Source organism: Streptomyces sp. NPDC058239, from assembly GCF_042882185.1.
In the GTDB taxonomy this organism is placed as follows: Bacteria; Actinomycetota; Actinomycetes; order Streptomycetales; family Streptomycetaceae; genus Streptomyces.
The window spans coordinates 1-26,202 of record NZ_JBHVWS010000092.1 but is presented as its reverse complement, the minus strand read 5'-3'; the positions used below and the strand labels follow the sequence as shown (position 1 = coordinate 26,202).

Annotated in this window: 25 protein-coding genes and 6 pseudogenes; 14 read left to right on the top strand and 17 right to left on the bottom strand. The window is 68.0% G+C overall.

Annotated features, from left to right (window positions below; translation table 11 throughout):
- Positions 1-95 precede the first annotated feature (95 nt).
- Positions 96-1,009, bottom strand: a pseudogene (locus ACFVYE_RS45205) (IS3 family transposase); the annotation flags it as partial.
- Positions 1,010-1,050: 41 nt separating this feature from the next.
- On the opposite strand from ACFVYE_RS45205, the gene ACFVYE_RS45200 reads away from it, so the two are divergent.
- From ACFVYE_RS45200 to ACFVYE_RS45180, 5 genes are all read left to right on the top strand, one after another.
- Entirely contained in the window at positions 1,051-1,395 is a 345-nt protein-coding gene (locus ACFVYE_RS45200; RefSeq protein ID WP_389609346.1) for a hypothetical protein, read from the top strand.
- Between the two features lie 195 nt (positions 1,396-1,590).
- Entirely contained in the window at positions 1,591-1,851 is a 261-nt protein-coding gene (locus tag ACFVYE_RS45195; RefSeq protein ID WP_389609344.1) for a hypothetical protein, read from the top strand.
- Positions 1,852-2,107: 256 nt separating this feature from the next.
- Positions 2,108-2,560 (top strand): hypothetical protein, encoded by a 453-nt coding sequence (locus ACFVYE_RS45190; protein WP_389609342.1) that lies wholly within the window; start codon positions 2,108-2,110, stop codon positions 2,558-2,560.
- Between the two features lie 694 nt (positions 2,561-3,254).
- Entirely contained in the window at positions 3,255-5,933 is a 2,679-nt protein-coding gene (locus ACFVYE_RS45185) for a Helicase associated domain protein (RefSeq protein ID WP_389609340.1), read from the top strand.
- A complete protein-coding gene (locus tag ACFVYE_RS45180; protein ID WP_389609338.1) occupies positions 5,930-6,226 on the top strand; it encodes a hypothetical protein in 297 nt (98 codons plus the stop codon). The genes ACFVYE_RS45185 and ACFVYE_RS45180 overlap by 4 nt, the downstream gene beginning before the upstream one ends.
- A gap of 492 nt (positions 6,227-6,718) precedes the next feature.
- On the opposite strand, the pseudogene ACFVYE_RS45175 reads toward ACFVYE_RS45180, so the two are convergent.
- From ACFVYE_RS45175 to ACFVYE_RS45155, 5 genes and pseudogenes are all read right to left on the bottom strand, one after another.
- A pseudogene (locus tag ACFVYE_RS45175) lies at positions 6,719-7,000 on the bottom strand (DUF6415 family natural product biosynthesis protein); the annotation flags it as partial.
- Positions 6,997-7,182, bottom strand: a complete 186-nt coding sequence (locus tag ACFVYE_RS45170) for a hypothetical protein (RefSeq protein WP_389609336.1) — start codon at positions 7,180-7,182, stop codon at positions 6,997-6,999. The pseudogene ACFVYE_RS45175 and the gene ACFVYE_RS45170, both read right to left, overlap by 4 nt.
- Before the next feature lie 94 nt (positions 7,183-7,276).
- Positions 7,277-8,127: pseudogene (locus tag ACFVYE_RS45165) on the bottom strand (helix-turn-helix domain-containing protein).
- 28 nt (positions 8,128-8,155) lie between these two features.
- The gene (locus tag ACFVYE_RS45160) at positions 8,156-8,683 is read right to left on the bottom strand and encodes a DUF6879 family protein (RefSeq protein ID WP_389609334.1); all 528 of its coding nucleotides are present in this window, start codon (positions 8,681-8,683) and stop codon (positions 8,156-8,158) included.
- Entirely contained in the window at positions 8,652-8,843 is a 192-nt protein-coding gene (locus ACFVYE_RS45155) for a hypothetical protein (RefSeq protein WP_389609332.1), read from the bottom strand. The genes ACFVYE_RS45160 and ACFVYE_RS45155 overlap by 32 nt, the downstream gene beginning before the upstream one ends.
- Before the next feature lie 447 nt (positions 8,844-9,290).
- Between ACFVYE_RS45155 and ACFVYE_RS45150 the strand changes: the two genes are divergently transcribed.
- A complete protein-coding gene (locus ACFVYE_RS45150; protein WP_389609330.1) occupies positions 9,291-11,390 on the top strand; it encodes a hypothetical protein in 2,100 nt (699 codons plus the stop codon).
- A gap of 59 nt (positions 11,391-11,449) precedes the next feature.
- Here ACFVYE_RS45150 and ACFVYE_RS45145 read toward each other — a convergent pair whose 3' ends face one another.
- Positions 11,450-12,133 (bottom strand): hypothetical protein, encoded by a 684-nt coding sequence (locus tag ACFVYE_RS45145; protein WP_382226481.1) that lies wholly within the window; start codon positions 12,131-12,133, stop codon positions 11,450-11,452.
- Positions 12,134-12,244: 111 nt separating this feature from the next.
- On the opposite strand from ACFVYE_RS45145, the gene ACFVYE_RS45140 reads away from it, so the two are divergent.
- Positions 12,245-13,108, top strand: a complete 864-nt coding sequence (locus tag ACFVYE_RS45140; RefSeq protein WP_389609328.1) for a helicase associated domain-containing protein — start codon at positions 12,245-12,247, stop codon at positions 13,106-13,108.
- Positions 13,109-13,213: 105 nt separating this feature from the next.
- On the opposite strand, the pseudogene ACFVYE_RS45135 reads toward ACFVYE_RS45140, so the two are convergent.
- Together ACFVYE_RS45135 and ACFVYE_RS45130 are read right to left on the bottom strand one after the other, a co-directional pair.
- A pseudogene (locus tag ACFVYE_RS45135) lies at positions 13,214-13,381 on the bottom strand (hypothetical protein); the annotation flags it as partial.
- A pseudogene (locus ACFVYE_RS45130) lies at positions 13,378-13,617 on the bottom strand (integrase core domain-containing protein); the annotation flags it as partial. The pseudogenes ACFVYE_RS45135 and ACFVYE_RS45130, both read right to left, overlap by 4 nt.
- Positions 13,618-13,677: 60 nt before the next feature.
- On the opposite strand from ACFVYE_RS45130, the gene ACFVYE_RS45125 reads away from it, so the two are divergent.
- Complete coding sequence (locus tag ACFVYE_RS45125) at positions 13,678-14,073, top strand: hypothetical protein (RefSeq protein WP_389609326.1); 396 nt, start codon at positions 13,678-13,680, stop codon at positions 14,071-14,073.
- A gap of 353 nt (positions 14,074-14,426) precedes the next feature.
- On the opposite strand, the gene ACFVYE_RS45120 is transcribed toward ACFVYE_RS45125, so the two are convergent.
- The 3 genes from ACFVYE_RS45120 to ACFVYE_RS45110 form a co-directional block, all read right to left on the bottom strand.
- Positions 14,427-14,843: a hypothetical protein gene (locus ACFVYE_RS45120; RefSeq protein ID WP_389609324.1), complete on the bottom strand. Its 417-nt coding sequence runs from the start codon at positions 14,841-14,843 to the stop codon at positions 14,427-14,429.
- Positions 14,844-15,239: 396 nt separating this feature from the next.
- Positions 15,240-16,316: a replication-relaxation family protein gene (locus ACFVYE_RS45115; protein WP_389609322.1), complete on the bottom strand. Its 1,077-nt coding sequence runs from the start codon at positions 16,314-16,316 to the stop codon at positions 15,240-15,242.
- Positions 16,317-16,434: 118 nt separating this feature from the next.
- Complete coding sequence (locus ACFVYE_RS45110; protein WP_389609320.1) at positions 16,435-16,908, bottom strand: hypothetical protein; 474 nt, start codon at positions 16,906-16,908, stop codon at positions 16,435-16,437.
- A 387-nt stretch (positions 16,909-17,295) separates the two neighbouring features.
- On the opposite strand from ACFVYE_RS45110, the gene ACFVYE_RS45105 reads away from it, so the two are divergent.
- The 4 genes from ACFVYE_RS45105 (at position 17,296) to istB (ending at position 21,607) form a co-directional block, all read left to right on the top strand.
- The gene (locus ACFVYE_RS45105) at positions 17,296-17,754 is read left to right on the top strand and encodes a hypothetical protein (RefSeq protein ID WP_383762558.1); all 459 of its coding nucleotides are present in this window, start codon (positions 17,296-17,298) and stop codon (positions 17,752-17,754) included.
- A gap of 305 nt (positions 17,755-18,059) precedes the next feature.
- Entirely contained in the window at positions 18,060-18,503 is a 444-nt protein-coding gene (locus tag ACFVYE_RS45100) for a hypothetical protein (protein ID WP_389609317.1), read from the top strand.
- Between the two features lie 675 nt (positions 18,504-19,178).
- Positions 19,179-20,813, top strand: coding sequence for an IS21 family transposase (istA, locus tag ACFVYE_RS45095; RefSeq protein ID WP_389609348.1), 1,635 nt, complete (start codon positions 19,179-19,181; stop codon positions 20,811-20,813).
- On the top strand, positions 20,810-21,607 hold the full coding sequence (gene istB, locus ACFVYE_RS45090; RefSeq protein WP_389609315.1) for an IS21-like element helper ATPase IstB: 798 nt from the start codon (positions 20,810-20,812) through the stop codon (positions 21,605-21,607). The genes istA and istB overlap by 4 nt, the downstream gene beginning before the upstream one ends.
- 94 nt (positions 21,608-21,701) lie before the next feature.
- Here the strand turns inward: istB and ACFVYE_RS45085 are convergent, their stop codons facing one another.
- From ACFVYE_RS45085 to mobF, 4 genes are all read right to left on the bottom strand, one after another.
- On the bottom strand, positions 21,702-22,913 hold the full coding sequence (locus ACFVYE_RS45085) for an MFS transporter (RefSeq protein ID WP_389609313.1): 1,212 nt from the start codon (positions 22,911-22,913) through the stop codon (positions 21,702-21,704).
- Between the two features lie 23 nt (positions 22,914-22,936).
- Entirely contained in the window at positions 22,937-23,248 is a 312-nt protein-coding gene (locus ACFVYE_RS45080) for a hypothetical protein (protein ID WP_389609311.1), read from the bottom strand.
- Positions 23,249-23,680: 432 nt separating this feature from the next.
- Positions 23,681-24,028, bottom strand: a complete 348-nt coding sequence (locus ACFVYE_RS45075) for a hypothetical protein (RefSeq protein WP_389609309.1) — start codon at positions 24,026-24,028, stop codon at positions 23,681-23,683.
- Entirely contained in the window at positions 24,025-25,659 is a 1,635-nt protein-coding gene (gene mobF, locus ACFVYE_RS45070) for a MobF family relaxase (RefSeq protein ID WP_389609307.1), read from the bottom strand. Before mobF ends, ACFVYE_RS45075 begins: the two co-directional genes overlap by 4 nt.
- Here mobF and ACFVYE_RS45065 point away from each other — a divergent pair.
- Complete coding sequence (locus ACFVYE_RS45065) at positions 25,642-25,788, top strand: hypothetical protein (protein ID WP_389609305.1); 147 nt, start codon at positions 25,642-25,644, stop codon at positions 25,786-25,788. The genes mobF and ACFVYE_RS45065 overlap by 18 nt on opposite strands.
- Before the next feature lie 30 nt (positions 25,789-25,818).
- Here the strand turns inward: ACFVYE_RS45065 and ACFVYE_RS45060 are convergent, their stop codons facing one another.
- The gene (locus ACFVYE_RS45060) at positions 25,819-25,974 is read right to left on the bottom strand and encodes a hypothetical protein (RefSeq protein ID WP_389609350.1); all 156 of its coding nucleotides are present in this window, start codon (positions 25,972-25,974) and stop codon (positions 25,819-25,821) included.
- On the opposite strand from ACFVYE_RS45060, the pseudogene ACFVYE_RS45055 reads away from it, so the two are divergent.
- Positions 25,960-26,202, top strand: a pseudogene (locus ACFVYE_RS45055) (IS630 family transposase); the annotation flags it as partial. The gene ACFVYE_RS45060 and the pseudogene ACFVYE_RS45055 overlap by 15 nt on opposite strands.

Here is a 26,202-nt window from a genome sequence, read left to right as displayed (position 1 = left end):
ACTTTGGCCGAATCGCCTGATCAGCTGCCTGCTGACGACGAACCATCCCACACCTCGCTGATCACGAGGTGTTGCGACGACCGATTGAATCCGCCTTGCGATCCGCGGTCCGCGTGGAAGATCACTCCGGCCACGTTGCTGCCGCGGGTCGCGACCGCGGCCTGGAGTGCGTCGATGACGAGCTCGGCCCGCATGTGCGGGGCCATCGACCAACCGAGCACTCGGCGCGACCGGATATCGATGACGCAAGCGAGGTAGAGCCACGCGGATCCGACCTGCACGTATGTGATGTCGCCGCACCACTTCTCGTCCAGCGAACCGGCGGTGAAGTCCCGCTGGACCAGGTCCGCCACCGGCGGCGCGAGGCGGTCCGGGATCGTGGTGCGCTTCTTCTTCCGCAGGTGACGGCCGACGATGCCGTGCTTGCGCATCAGCCTGGCCACGCGCTTGCGGTTGGCCGTGTGGCCAAGGCCGCGCAGTTCGGCATGGACTCGAAGCGCGCCGTAGTTCCCGCGGTGTTCGGCATGGATTTCGCGGATCTCCTCGACCAGGGCGTCCTCCTCGAACTGCCGCCCCGCCCGCGCCTCGGCGCCGGCGATCCACCGGTAGTAGCCCGAGCGGGAGACCTCCAGCACCCGGCATATCAGCTTGATACCGAACATCTCGGCATGGGCGGAGACGAAGTCCCAAGCGGCGGTCTTCACTTCATCTCCCGGGCGAAATAGGCCGCTGCCCTACGCAGGATCTCCCGCTCCAGCTGCCATTCCTTCTCCGCCTTGGCCAGCCGCGCGTTCTCCGCCCGAAGCCGGGCCAACTCGGCCTCGGTGTCATGCGACGCGCCGGCGGCGACCGGACGACCGTCGGCATCACGCATCCAGGTCCGCAGCGTCTCGGGGTTGACGTTCAGATCAGCCGCGACGTCCTTGAACGTCCGCCTGCCGGCCGAAGCCCGCCACAACGCGATCGCGTCGGACCGGAACTCCGCACTGTACTTCGAAGGCCGTGCCACGTAGATCTACACCTTCCAGGATCAACAAGATCCATTGTCAGGTGTGTCCACACCACAGGGGTCACCTCACCTCCGACACCCTCAGCGAAGACGCACACCAGCTCATTGCCGAAGCCTCCGCCTACGCCTACTTTTCCCTCACCCTCCTCGACATCTTCAGCACCACCGGCTTCGACGAACGCCTCAAGCAAGCCCAGGCCCAAGGCTTCCCCGGAGAACCCGAACGCCTCGCCGAAGCCCGCCAAGAACTCGGCATCTCTCCCTACAGCGCCCGCACCCTCATCACCGACATCCGAAAAGCCTGGTCACTGCCCCTCAGCCCCGACCCCAGCGGACCCATCCCTCCGCAACGCTCCGCGCGCTGCGCCATCCACCCCGCCACCTGACCGGCCCTGCGTTCCTGCCGACCGCGAACGACTGCTGGGTGACAACCACCCCGATACTCGTTCTGCTCGTGACCGGTCTGGGACACCGGGTGGCAGCGCTGCTTCCGCCTCGTCCAGAACCACGTCCGGGCCGGCGGCGCGCTCCCGACAGCCGCATCCGATGTCGTCGTCCAGGGCGAAGACCTCGGACGCTGGGTGAGCGCGCAGCGGTACGGGTGGGAGCAGCTGGTGGCTGCGCAGCAGTGGATCCTGGAGAACACCCTCAAGATCACACCGGCCGAGGAGGACGAGCGGCCGGTGAAACGGACGCAGGACGCGAAGCTGGCGCTCAACCTCGCAGCGGCACAGCAGTTCCACGCCCGGGAAGGACACCTACGCGTGCCCCGGAAGCACGTGAACCCCTGGAGACGGAGGACGCGCTGTCAGGCCGTCAGGGCGGCGCTGACGGAGGTGTAGTGGTCAAGCTCGGCACATGGCTCGACAACATCCGCAAACGCGCCACGAAACTCCCCGAACAACGCCGAACCGACCTCGATGAACTCGGCATGCGCTGGTAGACGGACACAGAGCGCGGGGAGGGCCCGGATCCGAAGGGGATCCGGGCCCTCCCCGCGGGATGGACCGCCGGCACATCGCAGCCAGTCCCACCGTCCGAAACGGGCGGGGTGCTTCCCGGAACCCACCTCTTGATCACGTCGGGGAAACTGGCCGGATGAACGACCGCCGCCCACTGGGCACCGGCCCCCGCCCCGAACCCCCCGACAACTCCGGGTTGTACCAGCACGCGCTGGAGCTGGCGGAGGCGCGGCACGGCCAGGAGCTGGCGCAGGCGGAGACGGAGACGGCGCAGCCGAGGGCGCGGCTGTCAGAGCGTGGCGCGCACATCGAGGACCTGCAGCGGGCACTCGCCGCTCTGATGACCGCCCTGGAGCGGGCGAAGCTGGCGGAGCCGACCGTGCCGGCGCAGGGGACGCCCGGCACGGCGTCATCGGTGCCAGCGGGTGAGGAACAGCCGCAAAGACGGTGTGGGGCGGTCGGCGCTGACGGTGCCGCTGATCTGGCGCACTGGAAGTTCAGCGAGCCTTTGCCCGCACCATCACCAAAAACGTCAGCACCAAATCGGCAACCGTGTCACCACCCGAATCTACTCACCGCGACCATCTGAACAGCACAGACACCGCAGCTACCGCACTGACATCACGATGCCGAACCACCACCGCCAAAAAATCGCAGATCATCAGATGCGGGCCCAGGTGCCCGTGCTTCCGGAAAAGGTAAAACGCATGTGGAGTGCTCAGGACGTGGCGCGGGATCAGGTCCGACGTCAGGCGAATGGCCTGGATGTCGCCGCCGTTGCGGAAAAGGTCGCGGCGGCCGCTGTCCGTGAGCGGAAAACCGCGGAGCAGTTGAGGGGAAACGGGTCCTTCTACGAGTTCGAGATGGACCGGGAGCGGATGGCTGCCATCTGGCTGGCCAAACACGCTGCGTGGCGGCGCGTCAGGGACTTGATGACTGCGGCCGGTTGGAGCGTGTACGAGCCGGACCAGGACGTGCAGGGCTCAGTGTGCGCTCGCGAGCGTGAGGAACGGTTTGCTGGTGCTCTTGCGGCACCGGCCGCCTTCGGGGAACGGCAGGAGGAGGAAGCGGATGAACTGCGAGCAGAGGTCTGGCTGTCCATCGCGCCCAGTCGGCTGATTCGGGTGGTGGCCGGCCGGACGGGGTTGCGCCCCTCTCAGGTCCTGGCCCAGCTTGCCGAGCGGATCTCGTGGCCGAGGACGGCACGGTGTCCGTCCCGCCCTTCACCCCGTCCCAGTGATTTCCGAAGCGAGTGGAAAAGAAGGAAGAGAAGGAGCGTTGGAATGCTGGGTATTCAGCTTCGGGAACACCAGGTAGCCCAAAAAGTGAGTTTCCGTAAGTGGGTGGGATTCCCTGCAAGATCATCTGTGCCCTCGCAGGGGGCCCGGGGCACGATCGTGTCAGCAACCGGCTCGGGCAAGACGATCACGTCCGCCGCGTGCGCGCTGGAGTCGTTCGCGGACGGCCGGATCCTCGTGACCGTGCCGACCCTGGACCTGCTCGCGCAGACCGCTCAGGCGTGGCGGCTGGTGGGCCACCGGGCTCCGATGGTCGCGGTGTGCTCGCTGGAGAACGACCCAGTGCTCAACTCGCTGGGGGTGCGCACCACCACCAACCCGATCCAGCTCGCCCTGTGGGCCGGTTCCGGGCCGGTTATCGCGCTCGCCACGTACGCCTCTCTCGTGGACCGCGAGGACATCGACGCTCCAGTGGTCCAGCGGAAGGTTCGCGGGCCGCTGGAGGCCGCTCTGGCGGGCGGGGACCGGCTCTACGGGCAGCAGATGGCCCCGTTCGACCTCGCGATCGTGGATGAGGCCCACTCAACCGCCGGTGATCTTGGACGGCCATGGGCAGCGATCCACGACAACGCTCGCATCCCCGCCAACTTCCGGCTCTACCTCACTGCCACACCCCGCATCCTGGCCTCACCCCGGCCGCAGAAAGGCGCGGATGGCCAGGAGCTGGAACTCGCGTCCATGGCCGACGACCCGGACGGCACGTTCGGTGCCTGGCTGCCTGGGGCTGAACTCGGGCTCTCGGAGGCGATCGAGCGGGGCATCCTTGCCGGTTTCGAGATCGACGTGCTGGAGATCCGCGACCCCTCGCCCGTCCTCGGGGAGTCGGAGGAGGCGCGGCGGGGCCGGCGCCTGGCGCTCCTGCAGACCGCCCTGCTGGAGCACGCGGCGGCGTACAACCTGCGTACGGTCATGACGTTCCACCAGAAGGTGGAGGAGGCCGCCGCGTTCGCGGAGAAACTGCCGGAAACCGCAGCCGAGCTGTACGCCACCGATGCCTCCGACGATGACCTGGCGGCCGCGGACCGACTGCCAAAATCGTCGATCGACGCGAAGTTCTACGACCTCGAGGCCGGCCGCCACGTACCCCCGGACCGGGTCTGGTCAGCGTGGCTGTGCGGCGACCACCTCGTGTCCGAGCGACGCGAGGTCATCAGGCAGTTCGCCAACGGAATCGACGCGGCCGGCTGCCGGGTCCACCGCGCCTTCCTCGCAAGCTGCCGCGTACTCGGGGAAGGCGTCGACATCACCGGCGAACGAGGAGTCGAGGCCATCTGCTTCGCCGACACCCGCGGCTCCCAGGTAGAGATCGTCCAGAACATCGGCCGGGCACTCAGGTTGAACCGCGACGGCACCACCAAGGTCGCCAGGATCACCGTGCCAGTGTTCCTGGAGCCCGGCGAAGACCCGACCGACATGGTCGCCAGCGCCTCGTTCCGCCCCCTTGTAACCGTCCTCCAAGGACTCCGCAGTCATGATGAACGACTCGTCGAGCAGCTCGCCTCCCGCGCCCTCACCAGCGGGCAGCGCAAAGTGCACATCCGGCGCGACGAGGAAGGACGGATCGTCGGGGCCGGCGGCGAGGTGGGCGAGGACCAGGAGCAGGACGACACCGACGGTGCGGTCGAGTCCGCCCTGCTCCACTTCTCCACACCGCGCGACGCCGCCACCATCGCCGCGTTCCTGCGCACCCGCGTCTACCGGCCGGAGTCCCTGGTCTGGCTGGAAGGCTACCAAGCCCTCATCCGCTGGCGGAAGGAGAACGAGATCACCGGCCTCTACGCCGTTCCCTACGACGTAGAGGTCGAGCTCGGAGCGACGAAGGCGTTTCCGCTTGGTCGATGGGTCCACCAGCAGCGCAAAGCACTACGAGCCGGGGAGCTAGAGGAGCGGCGCAAGGAACTTCTTGACGCGCCCGAGGCCGGCATGGTCTGGGAGCCGGGCGAGGAAGCCTGGGAGAAAAAGCTCGCCGCGCTGCGGTCCTACCGGCGGGCCACCGGACACCTCGCCCCGAGGCAGGACGCGGTCTGGGGCGAGGGCGAAGCAATGATGCCCATCGGACAGCACACGGCCAACCTCCGGCGGAAGGGGCAGAAGAACGGCCTGGGCAAGGAACCGGAACGGGCCGCGAAACGGGCCGCGCAGCTGACGGCAATCGACACGGACTGGGACTGCCCCTGGCCGCTCGACTGGCAACGCCACTACCGGGTCCTCGCGGACCTGGTCAACGCCGACGGGGTGCTGCCCGACATCGCCCCCGGTGTGCTGATGGACGGCGACGACATCGGCAAGTGGCTTCAGCAGCAGAAGCAGCCGAGCACCTGGGCGCAGCTCTCCCCTGAGCAGCAGGAACGACTGACCACGCTCGGCGTGCAGCCCGCTGAGCGGCCCTCTGTGGCCCCGGCCAAGAAGAGTGCGGCTGGCGGTCCGGCCAAGGCGTCGGCGTCGTTCACCCGGGGCGTGGCGGCCCTGGCGCAGTACATCGCGCGGGAGGGAAAAACCAGCGTCCCACGCGGCCACAGCGAAGAAATCACGGTCGACAGCGAGACCGAACCGGTCTCTTTCCGACTGGGCGTATTCATGAGCAACACCAAAGCGCGGCGCGACAAACTCACCGACCCGCAGCGCACCGCCCTCACCGAACTCGGAGTGGAATGGGCGGCATGAGTTTTCGGGATGAGGGACACGAAGCGCAGCTCGCGGCACCTGAGGTCAATGTCGAGCCCGACGGGCGCCTGACCGTTCCCGCGGAACACGTCACCGCGCTCCTGCGGTCCATCGCCCGCTCCTGGCAAGTCGGCGCGCACGACGGCATCCCCGTACTGGCCACGGAAAACGGACCAGGAATCAGCCTTGAGCCCATGACCGTCCGCTCCCTTGCCGACGTCCTCGACAACATCGCCAACCAACTCGACGTCCAGTACATCCACATCACCACCCACACATCACATACCGAATAGCAGCACCGGCAGGACAATCAACCGGCGGGCGCGGGTCGCAGCCGACCAGCAAGAACTCCCGCTTTCATGCCAGCACCCGACCCGCACATCTACCGCCCGGTGACAACAGGCACACACACCATCTCTCCCCTCCAAGACAGCGAACCCCACCCCGAAACCACCGCCGCCCAGAGACAACACACCACTGCCAACTGTCTCTCACCACCACTGCCCCAAAACCAAGAGATCGCAGCGAAGGCCGCATGAACGGCGACGGCATCGAGGCGGGGCGCATCCGGGCGGCGGTCGCCCAGACGGCTCCGTGAAGACCAGGAAGACAAAGGAGACACGGCGAACACGACACCGGCCGATACGGCTTCACGTCACTGCAATGTTCGGGGAACTGTCACCATGATCGACTGATCCAACTGCTCTCGAGCAGCACGAATACACCTACACGTCAGTGACATACAACGCCGAACATCCCAGCGACATCACGACCGCACCTCACACCAGTGGTGTGGACAGGCGCCGGTCGGCTTCGTGGAGGACGACTTCGGCGAGGGCGCCGCGGCCGTCGCTCTTGGGCAGGGCGGCGGCGTGGCGTCGGATGTCGGCGGCGATGGCGCGGGCGTGCCCGGTCAGTTGGAGGGCGATCTGCTCGTAGTCGCGGGGGTTGAGGTGCGGGTCCTTCCACGCGAGGACGGCGGTGACGAGTGCTTCGTACGGGGCGCGGTCCAGCGGGAGTTCGGCCTCGATCAGGCCGTGGGGGTCGTAGAGCACGACGTGGGTCACCGGCCCCGCGCCGCGTCGTCCTGGTCGTGGTCGCCGGGGGTGGCGTCCGGGGCCTGGACGGCGAGGAAGCGGGCGTAGCCGCGGTCGGCGCGTTGCAGCAGCGCCGGTGAAGGCCGGCCGAAGGCGGGGGGATGGAGGCCGCGTCCTTCGGGTTCGGGGCCGGCGGGTGTGGGTGCGCTCATGGGCACCGCCTCCGTTGCTGGGTGCGTCGGTGTCGTTCGACGCTACGGAGGCCGCAGCTCGGTTCTCAACAAGATTGCGGGTAATTGCGGAAGTTCACTCCAGGGCGTCGATCGCGGCCTGGATGAGCTCGCGGGCTGCGTCGCCGTACACGGCCATCTCCGCGAGGCCGGCGAACGCCTTCGCGTAGTCAGCGATCTCGCGCGGCTGCGTCACCTTGATCTCCGCCGTCAGCGTCTCCACCACGGCCATGGCGTCGTCGTGGACGTAGAACGCCTCCAGCGGCCAGACGGTGCGCTGCGCGGTGAACGGGATGATGCCGAGCGAGAGTGACGCGAGCGGCATCACGGCCAGGAGGTGGCGCAGCTGTCCGCGCATGGCCTCGGGGCCGGCCGTTTGGTAGCGCAGGACGGATTCCTCCATGAGGACGACGTAGCGGTGGCCGCCCTCGTAGAGGAATCGGGAGCGGGCGACGCGGGCGGCGACGGCTTCGGCGACGTCGTCGGGGGTGCCCTGGAAGGTGGTGATCTGCTGCATGAGGGCGGTCGCGAACGCCGGTGTCTGGAGGAAGCCCGGGGCACGTTGGAGAGGTAGACGCGGCAGTGGCGGGTCTGCTCGTGGAGGGTGTACCAGTCCTGCTGGACCTTGCGCATGCCGTCCTGGTGGAGGCGGCGCCACTCCAGGTACATGGAATCGACGGCGCGGGCGGTGGCGATGAGGTCGTCGGCCTGGTCGTCCGCGCCGCAGGCCCTGCACCAGGCGCGGATGTCCGTGTCGGAGGGCAGGGCCGCGCCTTTTTGGATGCGGGTGGTCTTGGCGGGGTGCCAGCCGCACTGGGCGGAGAGTTCGCGTCCGGTGAGGCCGGCGTCCTTGCGCAGGTGCTGCAACCGCACAGCGAGCGCCTCGCGCGCCCCTTGGGCGCTGGACGATGGGGAAGCGGTCGTCATGAAGTGGCGGCCCTTGGTTGTACGTCGGTCAGATGCGGTAGTCGGCGTGGTCAGTGGCCAGGTCCCACACCTGGCGGAACGCCTCGGCACACAGCTTGACCGCCTGCGGGTCTTCGGTGTGGTCGGGCTCCAGGGCCTGGCCGTCACCGGAGAACAGGTTCCAGCGCACGACCTGGTCGTCGATGAGCCAGAAGTCGTTGCCGGGCAGCGCGAGCGTGGAGGCGCGGCGGCGGGGCAGCCAGCGGACCTGTTCGCCGGCGCGGAGGTTGGCGTCGGTGATGGCGTGCTCGAAGCGGATGTAGCCGGTGACGGGCTCGGACACGACCCGGGCCCGCAGGACCTTCACCCCGCGGGAGACGGTCCGCTCCACCAGCGGCAGCCAGCCGCCCCAGAACTCCGAGTCGTCCGCGGGCACGCTCCCGTCTCGCAGGAACGCCTCAAAGACCTCCCGCTCCTCCCCCACGGCGTAGACGTCCCGCAACTCCAGGTGCAGGGCGTGCTGCTGGGCGGAGTCGAGCAGGCCCTCAAAGCTGGGTGCCGGCGGCTTCTGCGGCATCACACGCCTTCCTGATCTGATCCACCATCCGGACCGGGATCCGGATGACTCCCTCGTCTTCTGCAGGCGGGCTGTCCTGGCTGCAGGCGGCACGGGTCGCCGCGTCGGCGAACTTGCCCTGCAGGACCAGTTCCGGCCCCTCGGTGGTGTCGGTGTCCACCCACACCGCGGGGCAGTTCCCTCCACCCGAGTTCGGGTCCGTCCCGAAGAAAAGTAACGCCATGATCGCCTCCCGAGCGAGCCATTTGCGCGTAGTTGCGCACCGACCGTCCCGCGCCCTGCCGTCGGGGGTCAAGAGCACAGACAGCACTACGCCCGGTTCGTGTGACACCGAGGCCGGAGCTTCGTCGGTCTGTGGTGCGGCCGGTCCGGTCCGGGCTTCCCCAGCCGCCGTGGAAGTGACCACACGGACGGCTTCGAATCCCGGCGTGCCGCAGCGGCTGATGCACCGGGCCGAAGCTGACCGGCACGCCACCGGATCGGCGGGTTCTTCGCGCCCCCCTCACAAGATCACGACCGGTGGCACCACAACCGTGTCGCCTGTCACATGCGTTAGATCCCCGTTGGGGCTGAACGACCCATCTCGCACCGTTGTCGGAAGAGCAAAGTGCCCGTAGGAAGGTTCAGCGCGACCAATCCAACCGTTCAGTCCTGCCGGGGCAACAGCCCAACGGGCAGGGCCAGAAGGGAACCTTTCTTGTCAGGCAAGACTAGAAGAAGCATCCTGTCTCGCATAGCGGTCGGCGCCGCAGCTGTCATGCTGCTGGGCTCCGGCACCATGATGCCCGCAGCAGCGGAGGACGCTCCGAGCGTCACGGATCCGAACTATGCTCCGTCGTCGCGGCCCGCTGCGGGACCGGAGCGGGGCATGGAAATCGCGGCGAACACGGAGCGTCCCTCGTCGGGCGAGACGCCGTCGGCCGGACCGAAGTGGAAGCAGGTCGACGGGGGTCTCGGCACGTGGAGCGTGAACACGCGTCACGTCCAGTTGAAGAACTGGGTGTTCGACGAGGACAGTCCGACGGCGAACTTAACGTTCGAGGCGTGGACCACCACTGAGGGCGGCGCTCCTTTGGAGCGGGTGAAGCTGACCGACGCCAACTCGTACGGCGTGATCGTCTCTCCCTTTGTGCCGTCCAATACTGCGGTGACCGTGACGGTGGCGCCTGGCCGTCTGAAGCCGAACGTCGACTACGTGTTCCGCACGTCTGCGTATGACGGGTCGCTGTACGAGACGGAGTGGTCGCCGTGGGCGCGGCTGCGTATCGAGCTTCCGGTGGACCTGGCGCTGCCTGCGCCGGACTACGACGCTCAGCGGCCGTCGTTCGTGACGGAGCCGAATAGCGAGCAGACGAGGCCGCTGGGGGCCGGGCCGTCGGCGCTGTCCGCGTACAAGCCGCAGAAGCAGTGCGGTGAGGTCGGTGCGGACAGCAGCCGGTTGTGCGTCATGAGAACGCCGGACAAGCCGGAGGGCGCGAAGGCAGCGGAGTCGGAGAAGTCCGTGGGGATCACGGACGTGGGATGGTGCGACCCTGGTTCCATGGGCACGTACGCGGACAGGTACAAGGAGTGTGACCGGCGGCCGGTCCGCTACTACCTCGGTCCCGACGACGACCCGACGGCCATCGCCGACTTCGTGTTCACACGTGAGCTGCACCTCGACGGTCCTGCCAGCTTCACGGAGAAGCTGACGATCGAGGGCGTGAGTATTCCGGCCGAGTTCGACGGCGGGATCAGCCTCTCGGCCTTTAACGGGCACATATGTCAGGGATCGTGCACGCCGATCGAGCCGGAGGGCGGCGACTGGACGGCCACACCGCATTGGAAGCCGGGCGAGACGCACTCGGCGTCGCTGACAACGAAGTACACGTGGGACAACTTGGTGGCCAACCAGGCGTACCTGTACAAGCCTGACGTCGTGATCGAGGGCACCGTTCACTCTCCCGGCGTGGGGCAGAAGGTCGACTACCAGTGGAGCAAGGACTACCGTCCCGAGCAGGTCTACCTCGACCAGATCCGCTGCGACACGAACACCACGTGGGGCGAGAGCGGCTGTGTGTTCCTCAACTCGGCCCCGACGTATGCGTTCAACGCGAAGAAGTTCCCGCAGGCCGCTGCGCACGCGTGGCTGATCCAGAACGTGCTTCCGCCGAAGACGGGTCTGGACAGCGCGGACAAGCCGCTGTATTACATGGGCGACAAGGGTCAGAACGAGACGAACCGTAATCGGATCTGCCCGTCCGGCTGGGCCGCGGCGAACGGTGACGCGAGCGCGCTCGACAGTGCGACAGACGCTCTGAACTGCGACGAGTTCGCCTTCGCGTCCTCCTACAACAGCGGAGGAATGAAGAAGAGCGAAGGCGGCCTGAACGAGGCCGTCCCGTCCGGCAGTACCACCGGAGAGCCCGACGGCGCAGCATGCGTGCAGACCTTCGCGAAGAAGGAGGACGGCCGCGTCCACCTGTACAACATCGACAGCCCGACGGTGCCCGTTCCGACGTTTCAGGAGGTGTGCGGACGCTCCTCGATCTCCGGAATCCACAACCAGGAGACGATGGGCGGCAACTTCACCAGTTTCATGAAGCAGATGCGCATCATGGACAAGGACGCCTACTGGCTCGATACCCGCATGACCGGGCGGTGTGACCACACCGACGCGTTCGGTACGCCGGTCAACCCGGTGATCTGCACAATGACCGCGAAGTAGCCGTCACCGGATAGCAGCCGGCGCGGGCTCGTCCTTGGGGGCCCGCGCCGTTTCGCGTCTCAGAGCTGCGGGACCGGCAGCAGGACGAGCGGAAGCGTTCCGGCTTCCACCGCGGCCCGGTCGATCGTGAGGCCGCAGTAGTCGCCTACGCTGGCGAACACGCGGGCCGGGATGTCGCGGTGGTGCTCCTCGAAGTACCGCGACGCCTCCTCCTGGGTGTGCACGCCGTCGTAGGCGGTGGGGAAGACGGCCCCGGCAGCATGCAGGGCGGTGTCGAGTTTCGAGTTCCGGCCGGTGCTCTCGGCGAACTCGGCCTGCCAGGTTCGGCCGTCGTCGCCCGGCGCGTGCAGGATCCGGGAGGGGCCCGGTCCGAGATTCAGGGTGAGACAGATGATTTCCTCGCCGACGAGGGGATCCATCTCCGGTACCTCGCGGTAGCCGAGGGACCAGGTAGCGGCCCACGTGTCCTCCAGGACGTACAGCCAGCCGCCGCAGGTGCCGTACATGGCGCGGCTGACGTCCCCCATGTCTGGGGGTATGGCGAGCTCGTGGCGCTCCTTGTACAGATCCCCGCATTCGAGCTGCTCAGGATCTGCGCCGAGCCGGACGAGGAACTCTTCCGTGTCCACGCCGCGGGCCGCCGTCAGGGAAATGCCGGGAAGCATCCCCGGCACACGGCCTTTCGCGTCCTGGTAGGCGTGCTCGCCGATCCACCGCAGACCTGAACCGTGTTGATCGCTCATACAATCAATCTACAAGCAGTCGCCAACATCAGGGCGAACGAGTCCGTGGGGAAGCCGCTGGTGGGCTGGAGCGGGCCGTGGGCTTCGGTGTGATCGCGGGCTTGGTGCCAGGTGCGGCGTGCCGCTGAGCCGAAGCGTCCTCGCGAGCCCCGCAGCCGCCTCGGTCACCGCCCCGATCTGAGGCCGGGCTTCGAGACGGCCCTGGCACACGCCCGGGCCTGGCACGCTGTACACGGCCACCTCGCAGCTCCCCGCGACACCCGGCACGACGCCTACCCGCTGGTCATGTGGCTGTTCAGCCAACGCAACCGCGCCAAACAACGCGCCCGAGCCGGTATGCCGCCCTCACCCCACCTGGCCGAACTCGCCGCGATCGACCCTTGGTGGAACCCGCCCTGGGACACCTTCTGGCAGCGCAACTACTACCGCGCCCGCGACCACGTCGAAGCAGGCAAACCGTTCGAACCCGCCGCGCTGAGTCCCTCCTCCAGCACCGCCCTCGGCAGCTGGATCACCCGGGCCTGCCTCCAATACCACCAGCTCCACCCCGGCCAGCAGCATCTGCTGAACGCGATCGGCATCACGCCCGAGGTCGCCCACGCACGCACCCGGCGCGCGTATCCCTGGCGCGCTGCCGTCGAACGCGCCCAGGCCTTCGCCGAGACCCACGGCCACCTCGCCGTCCCCCGCGACACCGCCCAGGACGGCTTCCCACTCGGTCGATGGCTGAACAAGCAGCGCTACCGGACAAGAAAGACAGGCCCCGCCCCCGCAGCCCACGCACTGACCGCCATCGACCCCTACTGGAATCCCCCATGGGGCATGACCTGGCAACGCGCCTACCACCACGCCCGCACCCACCCCCGCCACCCCAGCACCCGCCGCTGGCTCACCAAACAACACCGCACCTGGCCCCTCCTCCACCCCGACCAACAGCACCTCCTCTTCCACATCGCCATCGCCCCACCGACCTGATTCGCCAACGCCCGTACCCGAGCCGAGCCCTGTCCCGACAATGAGCAGATGGGCCGACGTGCCCTCCTCGATGGCGATGGCGCGGCCGCCTTCTTCGGCTTCGTCGATGCCGAGGCGGCTGCGGCGTTTGCAGCCGAGGAGGAAGCGGCTGACGGGTAACCAGCCCAGGACGGCGGCGTGGGCGAGGTGGAAGGCGTCATGGAGGCGGTAGTCGTCCTCGATGTGGGTGGGACCGTGGGGTCTGATGCAGGGTTGGGTGACAGGTTCGGTCATGCGGCCTGGAGGGCCGGTGTCTTCATGACGGTTTCGAATTCGATGGGGGTCAGCCGGCCGAGTGAGGTTTGTCTGCGTCGTCGGTGGTAGGTCTTCTCGATCCAGGTCACGATGGCGATCCGCAGTTCCTGGCGGGTGGCCCACGTGCGACGGTCGAGGACGTTCTTCTGCAGCAGGCTGAAGAAGGACTCCATGGCCGCGTTGTCGCCGGCCGCCCCGACCCGCCCCTCGCTGCCGGGCGCGGCCACGTCTTCGGCGTGACCGAGGGCCCTGGCCACAGGACCGTCCTGGCGTTCATGCCCGGCCATCCCGAGGAAGGCGTCGGAACGCTGGCCCGGGTCCGCACCCCCGAGGACCCGGACGGTGACGTCGTCTTCGAGCGGAGCGCGGAACGACCGATGGGGTTGTGGGCCGAAGCCGGGGAGGGCCTCCTGCGGATCGTTCCGCTGCTCGGTCCGGACGCGCCGCCGGCGGACGAACTCGAGGACTGCCGCCTGTGCCCCGGCTGCTACCGGCCCGTCTACGAGAGCTCTTTCTCGCACACCCTGATCGGCGCCGGTCCGATGCCGGTGATGGGGCTGTGCAGGCTGTGTGCCGAGGGATCCACGCTTCGCTCGCTGCGCCAGGCCGACGTGCCCATCGACACCCGCCAGCGCGCCGTACTGGAGACGGTGGCCGCCGCCCTGGCGTAGCCGGGTCGCCAGCCCCAGGCGGGCCGTTCAGCGGCCAGCGGGTTCGGGGTAGCGCCGGCGGCGCCGGTCCGGGTCGTCGAAGCCGATCTCGTACCAGGGATCGCCGCGCTGGAGCCGGGGCAGGGTTTTCACCCAGACGCGCCCCTCTTACGTCGGCGGCGAGCGCCTGGAGGCGGTTGTGGATCGTGTCGGTCACCGCGACGCCATTCGGACCGAACCCGGCCCGAACGGCCTTCGCTCCGGTACCGGCTTTCGGTCGCGCGGGCAGCGCGTTGCCGTCGGCCAGAGCCTTCTGCCCCACCGGGGATCTTGCTCGCAGCCGAATCAGCTGCAAGCAAGACCCGGGTGCGTCTTCAGCTGGCGTAGAAGTCCTGCAGGGTGTCGTCCAGGTCTTCGAGGGTGTCTTCCTCGCTACTGATGCCGAGGGCGCTCAGCATGCCAATGCACGAGGCGGAGTAGCGGCCGAGAGCGACGATGAGGTCGTAGTACCGCTCCTCGTCCTCATCGAACAGGCGGGCCAGGAAATCGGCGGTCTGCTTCACGCCGGGCGGTCCGGTCAGCATCGTCTCGATCATCTTCACCACATCGCGCTCCGGGATGCCTTCCGGGAGCCCCACCGTGAGCTGGGATATCAAGGCTTCCACCTCCACCTCGCGCTCCTTCGCGAGCCAGAAGGTGAGACCTGACGCCGCCATCCCGGCGCCGGTGACAAGCTGAGTGACGTGGTCGAGTCCGCCGGCCTTCATGTCGGCGTTCACTGCCGTGATCACTACACGGCACACCGGGTCGTCAGTGCGGACACGTGCTGGTGACGCCAGGGGCTGGAGGGCCGCGCGTATCAGTTGCATCACGGGTTCGGATAACGAGTTCATAGCGTCATCCTCCCGCCTTTGTGCTGCTCACCGGCGGGCATTCTGCAACCTCGGGCAGCAGGAGATCCGTGCTCACGGCACGCAGGAAGGGGACACCCGCTCGAAAAAGTTCTCCACGTGCATCCTCCCCCTGGATCTTTCGCCAGAGCCTGCCACTCCCCCGCACCTCATATGCTGGGTTCGCCAAGGAACGTGTCGCAGCCGGGCCACCCGGCCGGTGGCGCGGTGACTTGGGCTCCGTCTCGCTGTGCGGCCTGGCGGCTCCAGGCCGCACAGCGAGCTCGCCTGCTCCTGTCAGCGGCCGACCGGTTCGGGGTATCGCCGGCGGCGCCGGTCCGGGTCGTCGACGCCGATCTCGTACCAGGGGTCACCGCGCTTCAGCCGGGGCATGGTGTTCACCCACACCGCGACAGTGATGCCTCGGGCGTCGGCGGTGAGCGCCTGGCGGCGGTTGTCGAGCAGGTGCTCCTCCTTTCCTGCCAGGACGACATACAGCAGCGGGAAACGCTCGGAGCGGGTGTAGCGGTGGCGCTGCCAGAACGGGTACGTACTGCCGTTGGTGCCGCGGGCTCCTTCCCAGGTGCGGTGCCCGGCGTAGCGCTCGTAGTCCCAGATTTCCTTCGCGAGGCGGGCCTGGGACATGGTGCCGTTGTCGAGCTCGAAGAGGCGCACCTCGCTGGTCTTGGTCGGCACGGCGAGGACTGCGTCGGTGTTGAAGCTGAGGCCGGTCTCCCTGATGGCGTGGTTCACCTCCACCTGCCAGTCGGTCAGGCACTCGCGGTCTCCGGACAGGACCGTGTCGGTGTAGGCGAGGATCATCTCCGTCACCGCGACAGCGTGTGGGCCGAACCCGGCTTGAACGGCCTTCGCTCCGGTGCCGGCCTTCGGACGCGGCGGCAGCTCATTGCCTTCAGCCAGAGCCTTCTGTCCCACCAGTGTCAGGTTCCAGATCTGCTCTTTGCCCACCTTGCCGTTCGTCTCCGCCAGCCCGAGCTCCGCCAACTCCTTCATCGCCCTGCGCACGTACGACCGGCCGTCCGACTCTTCCTTCGTGATCACCTCAGCCATCTGCCGAACCGTCGCTATCCGCACACACCCCAGCAACCGCAGCGCATCAGCCCTCACCTTCCCGGCCGTGGGAGTAGACCTCTTCCCCTTCGCCGGTGTCTCAGGTGAAGTTAGAGAGGTGTCAGCATGCCGGGAAGCACCCTTACGGGCGGTGTGAGCTACGGTGATTGGCACGACGTTGGAATCGTTCACGGCACTGGACGCGGCACTGGATTCCTGGCCACCCGGAGGGCGATCAGCACCCCTTGACCAGGTCGGACGCGGCTCCGGGTCAGGCTGCCGGGCGCTGCTGGTGTACGTCATGTCGAGGCTCCTCACGCAGGTGGCGCGGGGGTCCGGATGGAACTCCCCCGTCACTTGCTAGAGGTGTGGCGGAAGTCAACGGTGTGACATCCGCCTGAGCACCGTTATCGAGCCGTGATCATCCGGCGGACGCCGCCGCGCAGAGCTCGGAGACGATCGCGAACGACGTCGTCACCATCGGCACCGCCATGGCCGGCGGCATCACCGCGTGCGTGGTCCGGCCGTGCGCCATGCCGTTGCGGATCTGCCGACCGTAGTCGAGGTACTCCGCCTGCCGGGCCGTCAGGATGCCCGCGTCGGCACCTTGCTTGATGATCCCGTGCAGCGGCTTCTTGCCCGCGTCCGGGATGCGATCACGCAGCACGATCTCCACCGCGATCAGGGAGTGCATGACCGCCACGGTGGAGAACTCGTAGCAGTAGTACGACTGGCGCAACAGCTCGCGGGCGGTGCGCAGGACCGTCACCGCGGCCTCGGGCACCGCGTCGGGCACGACCAGGTCCTCAACGAGGTCATGCATGTCGGCGTAGCTGTCGACGAAGTAGTGGGCGCGTTCGTCCGGGACCGGGAACGGCAGCCGCTGCGTGGTCATCCCCGAAGTCTCCCAGCGGCACGCCCCGCCCGGCAGCGGCTTTTCCCCGGTCGTGGCTCAGCGTGCCGGGACGGAGATTCCTCCCCCATCGAAATGGGTGGTATGTCGCACGTGGCGAACCAGGTCAAGGGAAAACGCGGCGCGGTTGTGACTTTGCGAGGCAAGTGGCCAGCTCTCCACCGAACGTGTCAGGACACAGTGCTTCGTTGATTCCAATGTGGTCAGAGCGTTGACCGATAGTTGGCCCTCAGTCGCTGGATCGAGACACTGCCCTCCTTCAGTCGCGACAGGACCTGATCTCGTACCTTCAAATCAATTTGGTAACACCGGCTTTGGGTGGAGAACGCGTCCGCTAATACGGAAGGAGGGCAGCAGAAGGGGAATCTTGTGGCAACTGCGATCATCGCCGTGCTGGGCACCCTGCTCGGTGCTCTTGTGGCGGGAGCTATGCAGCACCTCATCACTCTCTCCGCCCGCCGTGATCGTGATCGGCAAGCGCTGGCTGCTGCAGTAGCCAGCCTGCTCGGTGCCGCGACAGACTATCGCCGCCACCAGTACCTGAAACATGTCGTCCGCGGGACGGGCGAGGCGGAAAGTCTGGAGCTAAAGACGGGCCGGTTCGAGGCACAGTGCGGAGTGACCAAGGCCGTGACCGCGCTCACCCTCGCGACCGACAACGCAACGCTCCTACGCTTGGCGACTGCTCTGGTTGACGCGTCTAGTGAGATCAAAAACCACGCACACGACGATCGTCCAGCCATCGACGGCTCGGAAGACCGAGCCCGCCGGGCACACGACGCCTTCCAATCAGCAGCCGCCCAGCACTTGAGGCAGTTCCGGCGTTGAGTCCTCCTCCCTGGGCAAGGGCAACCCACAGGGTGCGAGAAACACAGGTATCTCCGCCGTTCTGCCGAATCTCGACACTTCGCGGGGGCGTCCCCTTCGAGACCGCCTTTTCGTAGTGCCCGATACGGTCGAAATCCGAGCTGGCCAACAAGAAATCAACGTGGCCAAGTACCGATCAACGGCTCAGCGGTGGCCACGAGGCGGTGCTCACCGTCGGTGCCCGGACTCTGTCCACAGGGCCGCCGCCGGAGGCTCCTCTTGAGGCCGCCGCGATCAGCGGGGCGGCCCGTACGTGAGGAGCTGTCATGCCCGAGAACACCGTCACCGCGCCGCTCGCCCCGATGGAGCCGGAAGACGTCGTCGACGCCTTCGCCTACATCCGGGCGTTGCAGGCCGACGACATCGACATGGCCTGCGCGGTCGCCAACGACACGGGCCCGGAGCTGCACCGGCTGCTCCTGGACGTCGCCGCACGCGTCATCATCCCGGTCACCGCCGTGGACGACTGCGAAGGGGAGCCGTGCGCGCACTCCTTCCTGGCAGCAGCACTCGGGCGGCTTCTGCTGGAGATGCTCTGCGACGGCGAGTGCCTGGCCAATGCGCCGGGCATCGCCGACACCATCGTCCGCTTCACCGGGAACATCCTCACCGAGGAGCACGGCGACGTCGCCGGCGTACTCCGCCGGCTGGAGGCCGTCGGGACGGAACAGGCAATGGAAGGGCACTCGGTACGCCGCACCACCGCGTAGGGAGCACCCGGGACGGCGGTGGTGCGGTGCGGCGCGCATCGCAGGCGCACCACCGCACCACCGCGACGCCACGGTGGTGCGCTCCACCGCACCGCACCACCGTGGTGCGCTCCGGCGGCGTCGCCGCACCGCACCGGGTGCGCGCCACGGCCGGGCGGGCTCCTTTATCACGCACCCCCTTGACCGCGATCTGATCGCCAGCCGAATCAGGCTGTGTCAAGGGGAAACGTCCTCGGTAGTAGACCCGGACAAGGGGTGCAGCGGAGCTGGACAAGGGGTCGCACGCACCGACCGCACCTGGACAAGGGGTCGGTCGGCGGTGGGCGCACCGGCGCGGTGCGGGACACCGGGCGCGCGCGAGAGAGTGCCCGGCATCGTCGGGTGGTGCGGTGCACCGGTGGCGTCCATCGCGGTGCACCGCACGGTGGCGTCCATCGTCATCCGGCGCACCAGAGTGGAGCCCACCGAGTGGAGCCCATCGGGTGGCCCACCGAGTGGAGCCCACTGAGTGAACTCCACCCTGGCTTTATCGAGCAGTAGTGACGTCACTTGTCGACGAGTTTGGGAGGCGCTCAGAACCACGGTCGGGTGATGTTGATGAGTTCGGGAGGCGCTGGGGTTCTTGCCAGGGCAACATCGGGGTGCTCCTGGTGAAAGGTCCTGGTCATGCCGCAGATGTCGAAGGTCGAGCTGTACGCGGCGATCCGGCGTGACCATCGCGGCGGCATGTCGATGCGGGAGCTTGAGCGCAAGCACGGCGTGACCTGGCGGACGGTACGCAAGGCGTTGGACTCGTCCTGGCCTGAGCCTCGTAAGAAGCTGCCGCCCCGGGCCACGACGCTGGACCCGTACAAGCCGGTGATCGACGAGATCCTGCGGGCGGATCTGGACGCGCCGCGCAAGCAGAGGCACACGATCACCCGGATCTTCCACCGGCTGGTCGAGGAGCACGGTGCGGACGTCTCCTACGGGGTGGTGCGCTACTACGTTGCCAGCCGGAAGCCCGAGATCTTGGTCGAGTCCGGCAAAGCTCCGCTTGAGGCGTTCGTTCCGCAGACCCACCTGCCCGGCCACGAAGCGGAGGTCGACTTCGGTGACGTGACCGTACGGCTGGCCGGCGAGCTGGTGACCTGCTACCTGTTCTCCTTCCGGCTGTCGTACTCGGGCAAGGCCGTCCACCACGTGTTCGCCTCCTGCGGCCAGGAAGCCTTCTTCGAAGGCCACGTCCACGCACTGCGGACTCTGGGCGGAGTGCCGCGCACGAAGGTCCGTTACGACAATCTGAAAGCCGCCGTCGCCAGGGTGCTGGGGCAAAGCCGGGCGAGAACGGAGGCCGACCGGTGGATCGCCTTCCGCTCGCACTTTGGCATCGAGAGCTTCTACTGCCGGCCCGGCATCGAAGGCGCCCACGAAAAGGGCGGAGTCGAAGGGATGATCGGCTACTTCCGCCGCAACCACTTCGTTCCCGTCCCCGAGGTCTCCTCGCTCGCCGAGCTGAACGAGATGGTCGAACAGTGGGACCGGCAGGACGACGCACGCCGCATCGGGGCGAGGGCCAAGACCGTCGCGGAGTACTTTGCACTCGAACAACCACTGCTGATGCCGTTGCCCGAGGAACCGTTCGAGACAGGCCGGGTGTTCACGCCGCGGGTCGACCGCTACGGCCAGATCCCGGTTCGCACCAACCGCTACTCGGTCCCGATCCGGCTGATCGGCAAGCGCGTGCGGGTCGTGCTGCATGCCTCTCATCTGGTGGTTTACGACCAGAACGTGGAAGTGGCCCGGCACGAGCGCCTGATCGCGAAGGGTGCCGTCCGGCTGGACCTGGACCACTACCTGGAAGTCCTAGTCCGCAAGCCGGGCGCCTTCCCAGGCTCCACGGCTCTCGAACAGGCCCGTTCAGCAGGCAGGTTCACCCCAGTCCACGACGCCTGGTGGGACCAGGCCCGCAGGATCCATGGCGAGCGGGACGGAACCCGGGCCCTGATCGAGGTCCTCCTGCTGGGGCGTCACCTGCCCCACGAACATGTCGTCGCCGGCCTGGCCGCAGCTCTGCGAGCTGGGGCCATGACCGCTGACGCGGTCGCCCTGGAGGCCCGCAAGGCCGCCCAGGCCGAGGCTGAACCCATCCCTGCGTCGGACCGGCTGATTTCCGGCAAGCCGTCGGCGACGGTGACGTCCCTGCACGAATGGCGGCTCGCGCATCTTCCGCCGGACACCAGGCCGCTGCCCTCGGTGACCCCCTATGACCAGTTGCTCCGACGCCGCCGCACCAGCGGCGGTGACCACCGTGAGGGAGAAGCACAGTGACTCTGCCCCGCCAGCGAGGCTTGACCGAGCAGGCCGCCGACGCCGCCATCGACAGTGCCTGTCGGCTGCTGCGGCTGCCCTCGATCCGTAACGAGTTCTCCGACATTGCCGACCGGGCGCTGAAGGACCAGATGAGCTACCGGGGCTTTCTCGCAGAGCTGTTGATGGCCGAGTGCGACGACCGGGCCCGCCGCCGCTCGGAGAGGCGGATCAAGGCGGCTGGCTTCCCGCGGGAGAAGTCCCTGCGGACCTTCGACTTTGATGCCAACCCGAACATTGACGCGGCGACCATCCACACCCTCGCCAGCTGCGAATGGATCAAGAAGAGCCAGCCGCTCTGTCTGATCGGTGACTCCGGCACCGGCAAGTCCCACATGCTCATCGCGCTGGGCACCGAGGCCGCGATGAAGGGCTACCGCGTCCGCTACACCCTCGCCACGAAACTGGTGAACGAGCTGGTCGAAGCCGCCGACGAGAAGCAGCTGAACAAGACCATCGCCCGTTACGGACGCGTCGATCTTTTGTGCATCGACGAGCTCGGCTACATGGAACTGGACCGCCATGGCGCCGAACTACTCTTCCAGGTCCTGACCGAGCGCGAGGAGAAGAACAGCGTCGCCATCGCCTCCAACGAGTCCTTCGGCGGCTGGACCAAGACCTTCACCGACCCCCGTCTCTGCGCGGCCATCGTCGACCGCCTCACCTTCAACGGCACGATCATCGAGACCGGCACCGACTCTTACCGCCTCGCCAGCACCCGGGCGCGCGCGGAAGAACCCGTCAAGGTCAGCTGACATTAGCGGCCCAGTCTCGGTGGCCGCCGCCTGCGAGGCGGCGGCCGGCGGCGGCCCGGCCACCGCCGATCTGGCAGGTCGATCGATCTGGAGGTCATGGGGTGGCGGCTCGCCACGCGGGATGCAATGCGGGATAGAGGCTGACCAGGAGATAAGCAGCCGCGATCACGAGCAAAGCCGTGGTGAGGCTGGTCGTGGCGACCAGCACGCCGGCGCCGAAAATGCCCAGCGGCACCGCGGCCACAACTGCGGCCATGATCGCGCCGGACACGCGTCCTCGGAGCTCCGAGGGAATACGGCTGAACTGGACAGCGGTCAACAGCGGGTTCACTGGTCCAGCAGCGATGCCGGCGAGAGCCATGGTGACGACAAGCGTGGGAGTTCCGGGCATCGCGGCGATGACGAAGAACTTCGGGGCTCCGGAAATCAGCAATGCGCCGGTCAGGATCACGTGCCGGGGGAACCGATGCCCAACTGCGCCGAACAGGATCGCGCCAGCCAGGGCGCCGGCGCCGAAGGCGGCGACCGAAAGCCCCAGGGCGAGCGGGTTGTCGAGCACCTGCTTGGCCAGGGTTGGCAGCAGCACGGTGAACAGGGCGTTGTCGGCCATGTTGGCGAACATGAACACCACGAGGATCCGGGGCAGCAACGTGTCCTCGCGGATGAATCGCAGCCCTTCCCTGAGCTCCGCGAAGTACCGTGACGTGCCTTTCGATAGGTGCGGAGCCTTGCGAGGCGATGCTCGGGGCACAGTCAGTCCCACGATCAGGGCCGATACCAGGAAGCTGGCCGCATCCATGTACAGCACAAGGATTGGCCCGAGAGCTGCGACGAGTACGCCGCCGAGCAATCCGCCGGTGAGCTGGGCGACACGCATCACTGTCTCGTGCGCGCTCATCGCCCGTTCCAGCCGCATACCGCCGGCTTCGGCCAGGTCGGGCACGAGGGAGCGGCGGGCTGTCGTGCCTGGAACGTCGAGCATCGAGCCGGCGAACGTGAGGACCAGCAACAGCCAGAACGGCAGGTGGCCCAGCATGTACAGGACCGGGATCGCGGCGACCGTCATGCCGCTGGCCAGGTCGGCATGGACACTGCTGCGGATGAATCCCATGCGGTCCACCAGGGGGCCGCCGAAGAGCCCGGCCAGCACCACGGGAACGAAGTAGGCGACCCCGCTCAGCCCGGCGCGTGCGGGATCACCGGTGGTCTCCAGCACGAACCAGGGAATCGCGATCAGGGCGATCCGGTTTCCCGCGACCGACACCGCCTCGGCTGCCAGGACAGCGCCAAGCGCTCGCCGTGCCACACGCGTTGACGTGCCTGAAGAAGTCACCTGGTTGCCGGCTCCCAGCCCATGATGGTGGCCTGGTCAGTCGGAAAGCACCAGTCCACGGGCTGCCTACCGAAGTGCCCGCAGATACGCCGCTGCCGCCCGGTCATCCTGGCGACGGTGTGCTCGGCCACCCGACCGCGGCCGTCCGGCGTGATCCACAGTTGGCCGAACCGCAGGATCACCGGCTTGCGCACGTTGCCGCTTTTGTTGGGCGCCATGCCGTGCCACGGGCTCCAAGGGAAGTGCCAGGCGTGGTCATCGCGGATCGGTGACAGCCGCGTCGGTGTGGGCAAGTCGGGCACCAGCAAGTCCTCTCGTCGTACGGCATGCAGACGACAATCACGCTAGCCAGGAGCGCGGACACCCATGCCTGAACGCGGGACTTCGGCCGGAACCCTGCCTCGCTCGACGAAGACGACACCGCCGCGATGGTGAGCCCGAAACAGCACGAGGACCTCGGCGATCACACCGGGGTCCTGCGATCCCTTTCGTCCGTATCTCGGCTGACCCTCTACGGACGTTCCTCGTCAATCCACAGCGAACAGCTCACGCAACGCAAGCAGCGACGGCAATGACGTCGATTCTCGTCAACATTTCTGGCTGGGTAGATCATCAACTGCCTCCGGAACTCGTGCACAAGTGCTGTCGCTCGACGTGAACGAAGCCACCACCCGATGCCTTGCATCGCCACCGGATGCAGAACATCGTCGGCTTCACTCGGTGGACGATGCCCGGCATCGTCACCACAGCCAGGCGTTGGAGTGCCGCACCCGGGCCAGGGCGCGGGCGTCGCGGCGCGCGGCCGCGTTGCCGATCCGGTTCTGCCGGGAGCGGGGCCGGCGCGACTGCCCGGCGGCGAGGCGGCGCTTCCCGGCGTCCTGGAGTCGCCGCCGCTGCTTGCGCTGCTCCTGCTTCTTCGCCGCCTTCGACTTCGGCTTCCGGGGCCGCTTCCAGACCGGCTGCCACCCCAAGGGCTCATCAGGCTCGGGCTCCTGGTCCTCGTTGAGCGCGGCGGCCATCTTCGCGCGGGCCGCGTGGGCGCGTGCGAGTGCGTCGTCGGGGTTGGGGTGTTCTTCCGGGGTGTTCATGCGATTCCTCCTGTGGTCCGGCCCGGTGTGTGCTGGGTGCCGGGCTGTTGGGTGTGCGTCGGCGGGGCCGTCGCCGGGGCGGGCTGTGGCCGGGGGCCGTGGGCGACGGCGCGCTCCCGCTTGCCGTCCTGGAGCTTGGCGGCCAGCCGGGCGGCGGCTTCGAAGGTCCGGCGGGTCTGCTCCACCGTGTCGACGCCGGTCTCCGGCTCCAGGAGGCGGCCGTCCTTCGGGCCGGTGCGGAACGGCCGCGGGTGCGACCTCGAGGCGGCGGGCACGGAGACGGTGCGCGGTCGGGTGCGAGAGCCCAGTCGCTCCGCGCGGCGCACCGCGTGGACCCGGGCGGCCAAGGCGTCGGCGGCGAGGCGGGCCCGCTCGTACGGCGGGGCGGTCCGCTTGCGGGTCAGCGGGCGTAGCACGGCCTGGTCCTCGGTGTCGTGCGGGTACAGGGCGCGCAGGTCGGCGGTCATCATCCGCCGGCTGGCCGGGCGGGTGTAGTCGTCGACGACCGCCTGCACGATCTGTTCGTCCAGGCCCGCCTGGTGGGGTCGGCCACGCAGGACGTAGGCGAGGTGGCGGCGGGCTTCGGCGAGCAGGTGGTGGCGTTTGAACGCGCCGCGCATCACGTACACCACGGCGACGACGTCGACGGCCGCCAGGGCGACGTCGACCACCGGCCGGACCCGCGCCCACACTGCCGCGGCCGCCGCTCGCGCCCGCTCCGCGAGCCGGTTGACGACGTCGGCGCCGTAGGCCCGGGTCGCAGAGTCCCGCCATCGCTTGCGCAGCTCGGTCAGCGACAGCATCTCCGTGCGCTTGGGCGGGCGCGTCTGGTCGGCGGCCTGGCAGCCCAGCGCGTAGGCGGCCCGCTCCCCCGGCGCGTGCCCGTGTTTCTCCTCGTACCGGGCGGTGAGGACGGGCAGTGCGTCCTCGATCTGCTGGCGGCGGGTCGACTGCCAGCCGATGAGCCGCTGGTCGATGCCCGCGATCTCCATGACGGGCCGGCGGCCGGGTGTCACCTCGCGGGGCTCCCACGCCCACCCGAGCCGGGCGGACACCTCCTCCATGAAGTACAAGGTGTAGAGGGTGTCGGCCGCGACGATGTGGGTCAGCATCGTGTCCGCCGACAGGTTGCCCCACGTCCCCTTGGCGTCGGGGCGCCGGGCACGGATCGAGACCAGCGCATGATCGTGGAGAAGGGGCTTCGACTCGACAGCTCTGGACTCGTAGTGCCGGAAGACCGCGACGATCAGCCCGTCCTTGACCCGGGCGCGGTGCTTGCCTCCGCCTTTCCAGCGGATCTGTGCGACCGCATCCTCCATCCACGCCAGCGTCTTGTCCCGGGCGATGTCCTGGCACAGCTCCAGCACCAGGCGGATCTCGTGGCCCATCAGCGCCCACGCGATGTGTGCCGTCGGCGGGGGCCGGAACACCAGGTGCATGCCGAGCCAGGGGATGCGCTCCTTGGCCTTGTCGGTCTTGGGTGAGCGGTTGTGCTCGATGGGCCTGCCCAGCACGGTCGCCCGCCGCGCCCTCGCCGGATCGTCGCCCGCCTCAAGGCGCTCGTGCTCGATCCGGTCGGCGTCCGGGTGCCGGCCTTCCCCCAGGAGCAGCCCGTGCCCAACAACAACCAAGTCGGTGTGATCGCCGCCCTGGCCGCTGCGTTCGTCTGCTACATCGGGTATCTGCACCCCAGCCTGGTACCGGCACTCGGACTGGCCATCGCGGTGTGGGTGGCGGTGTACGCGTATCTCAAGCAGTAGAAGTGGCCCAGGGATTGGCAGGCAGGGACATCACGATCGGTGGGAATCGGCGCCGTTCACCGCCTTCGAGGGCCGACCCCAGCCCTGGCCCCGGTCGATCGCGGCGAGCAGCGCCGGCTCCCAGCCGGCGGCCGCGAGCGAGGCGGTGTCGGGCAGGCCCGCGTCGGCAAGGGTGGGCAGCTGCACTGTGTGCTCGATGCCCTCCGCCCACGCCTCGCGCACCGCCTGGCGGCCCGCCGCGGATGTCGGCGCCGGTGGGCGAAGAAGAACAAGGTCGAGCTGTGCTTCACCCCGACCTACGCATCCTGGGCCAACCCGGTCGAGGCCCACTTCGGCCCGCTGCGGCAGTTCACCCTGGCCAACTCCCACCACCGCAGCCACCCCACGCAAACCCAGGCACTGCACCGCTACCTG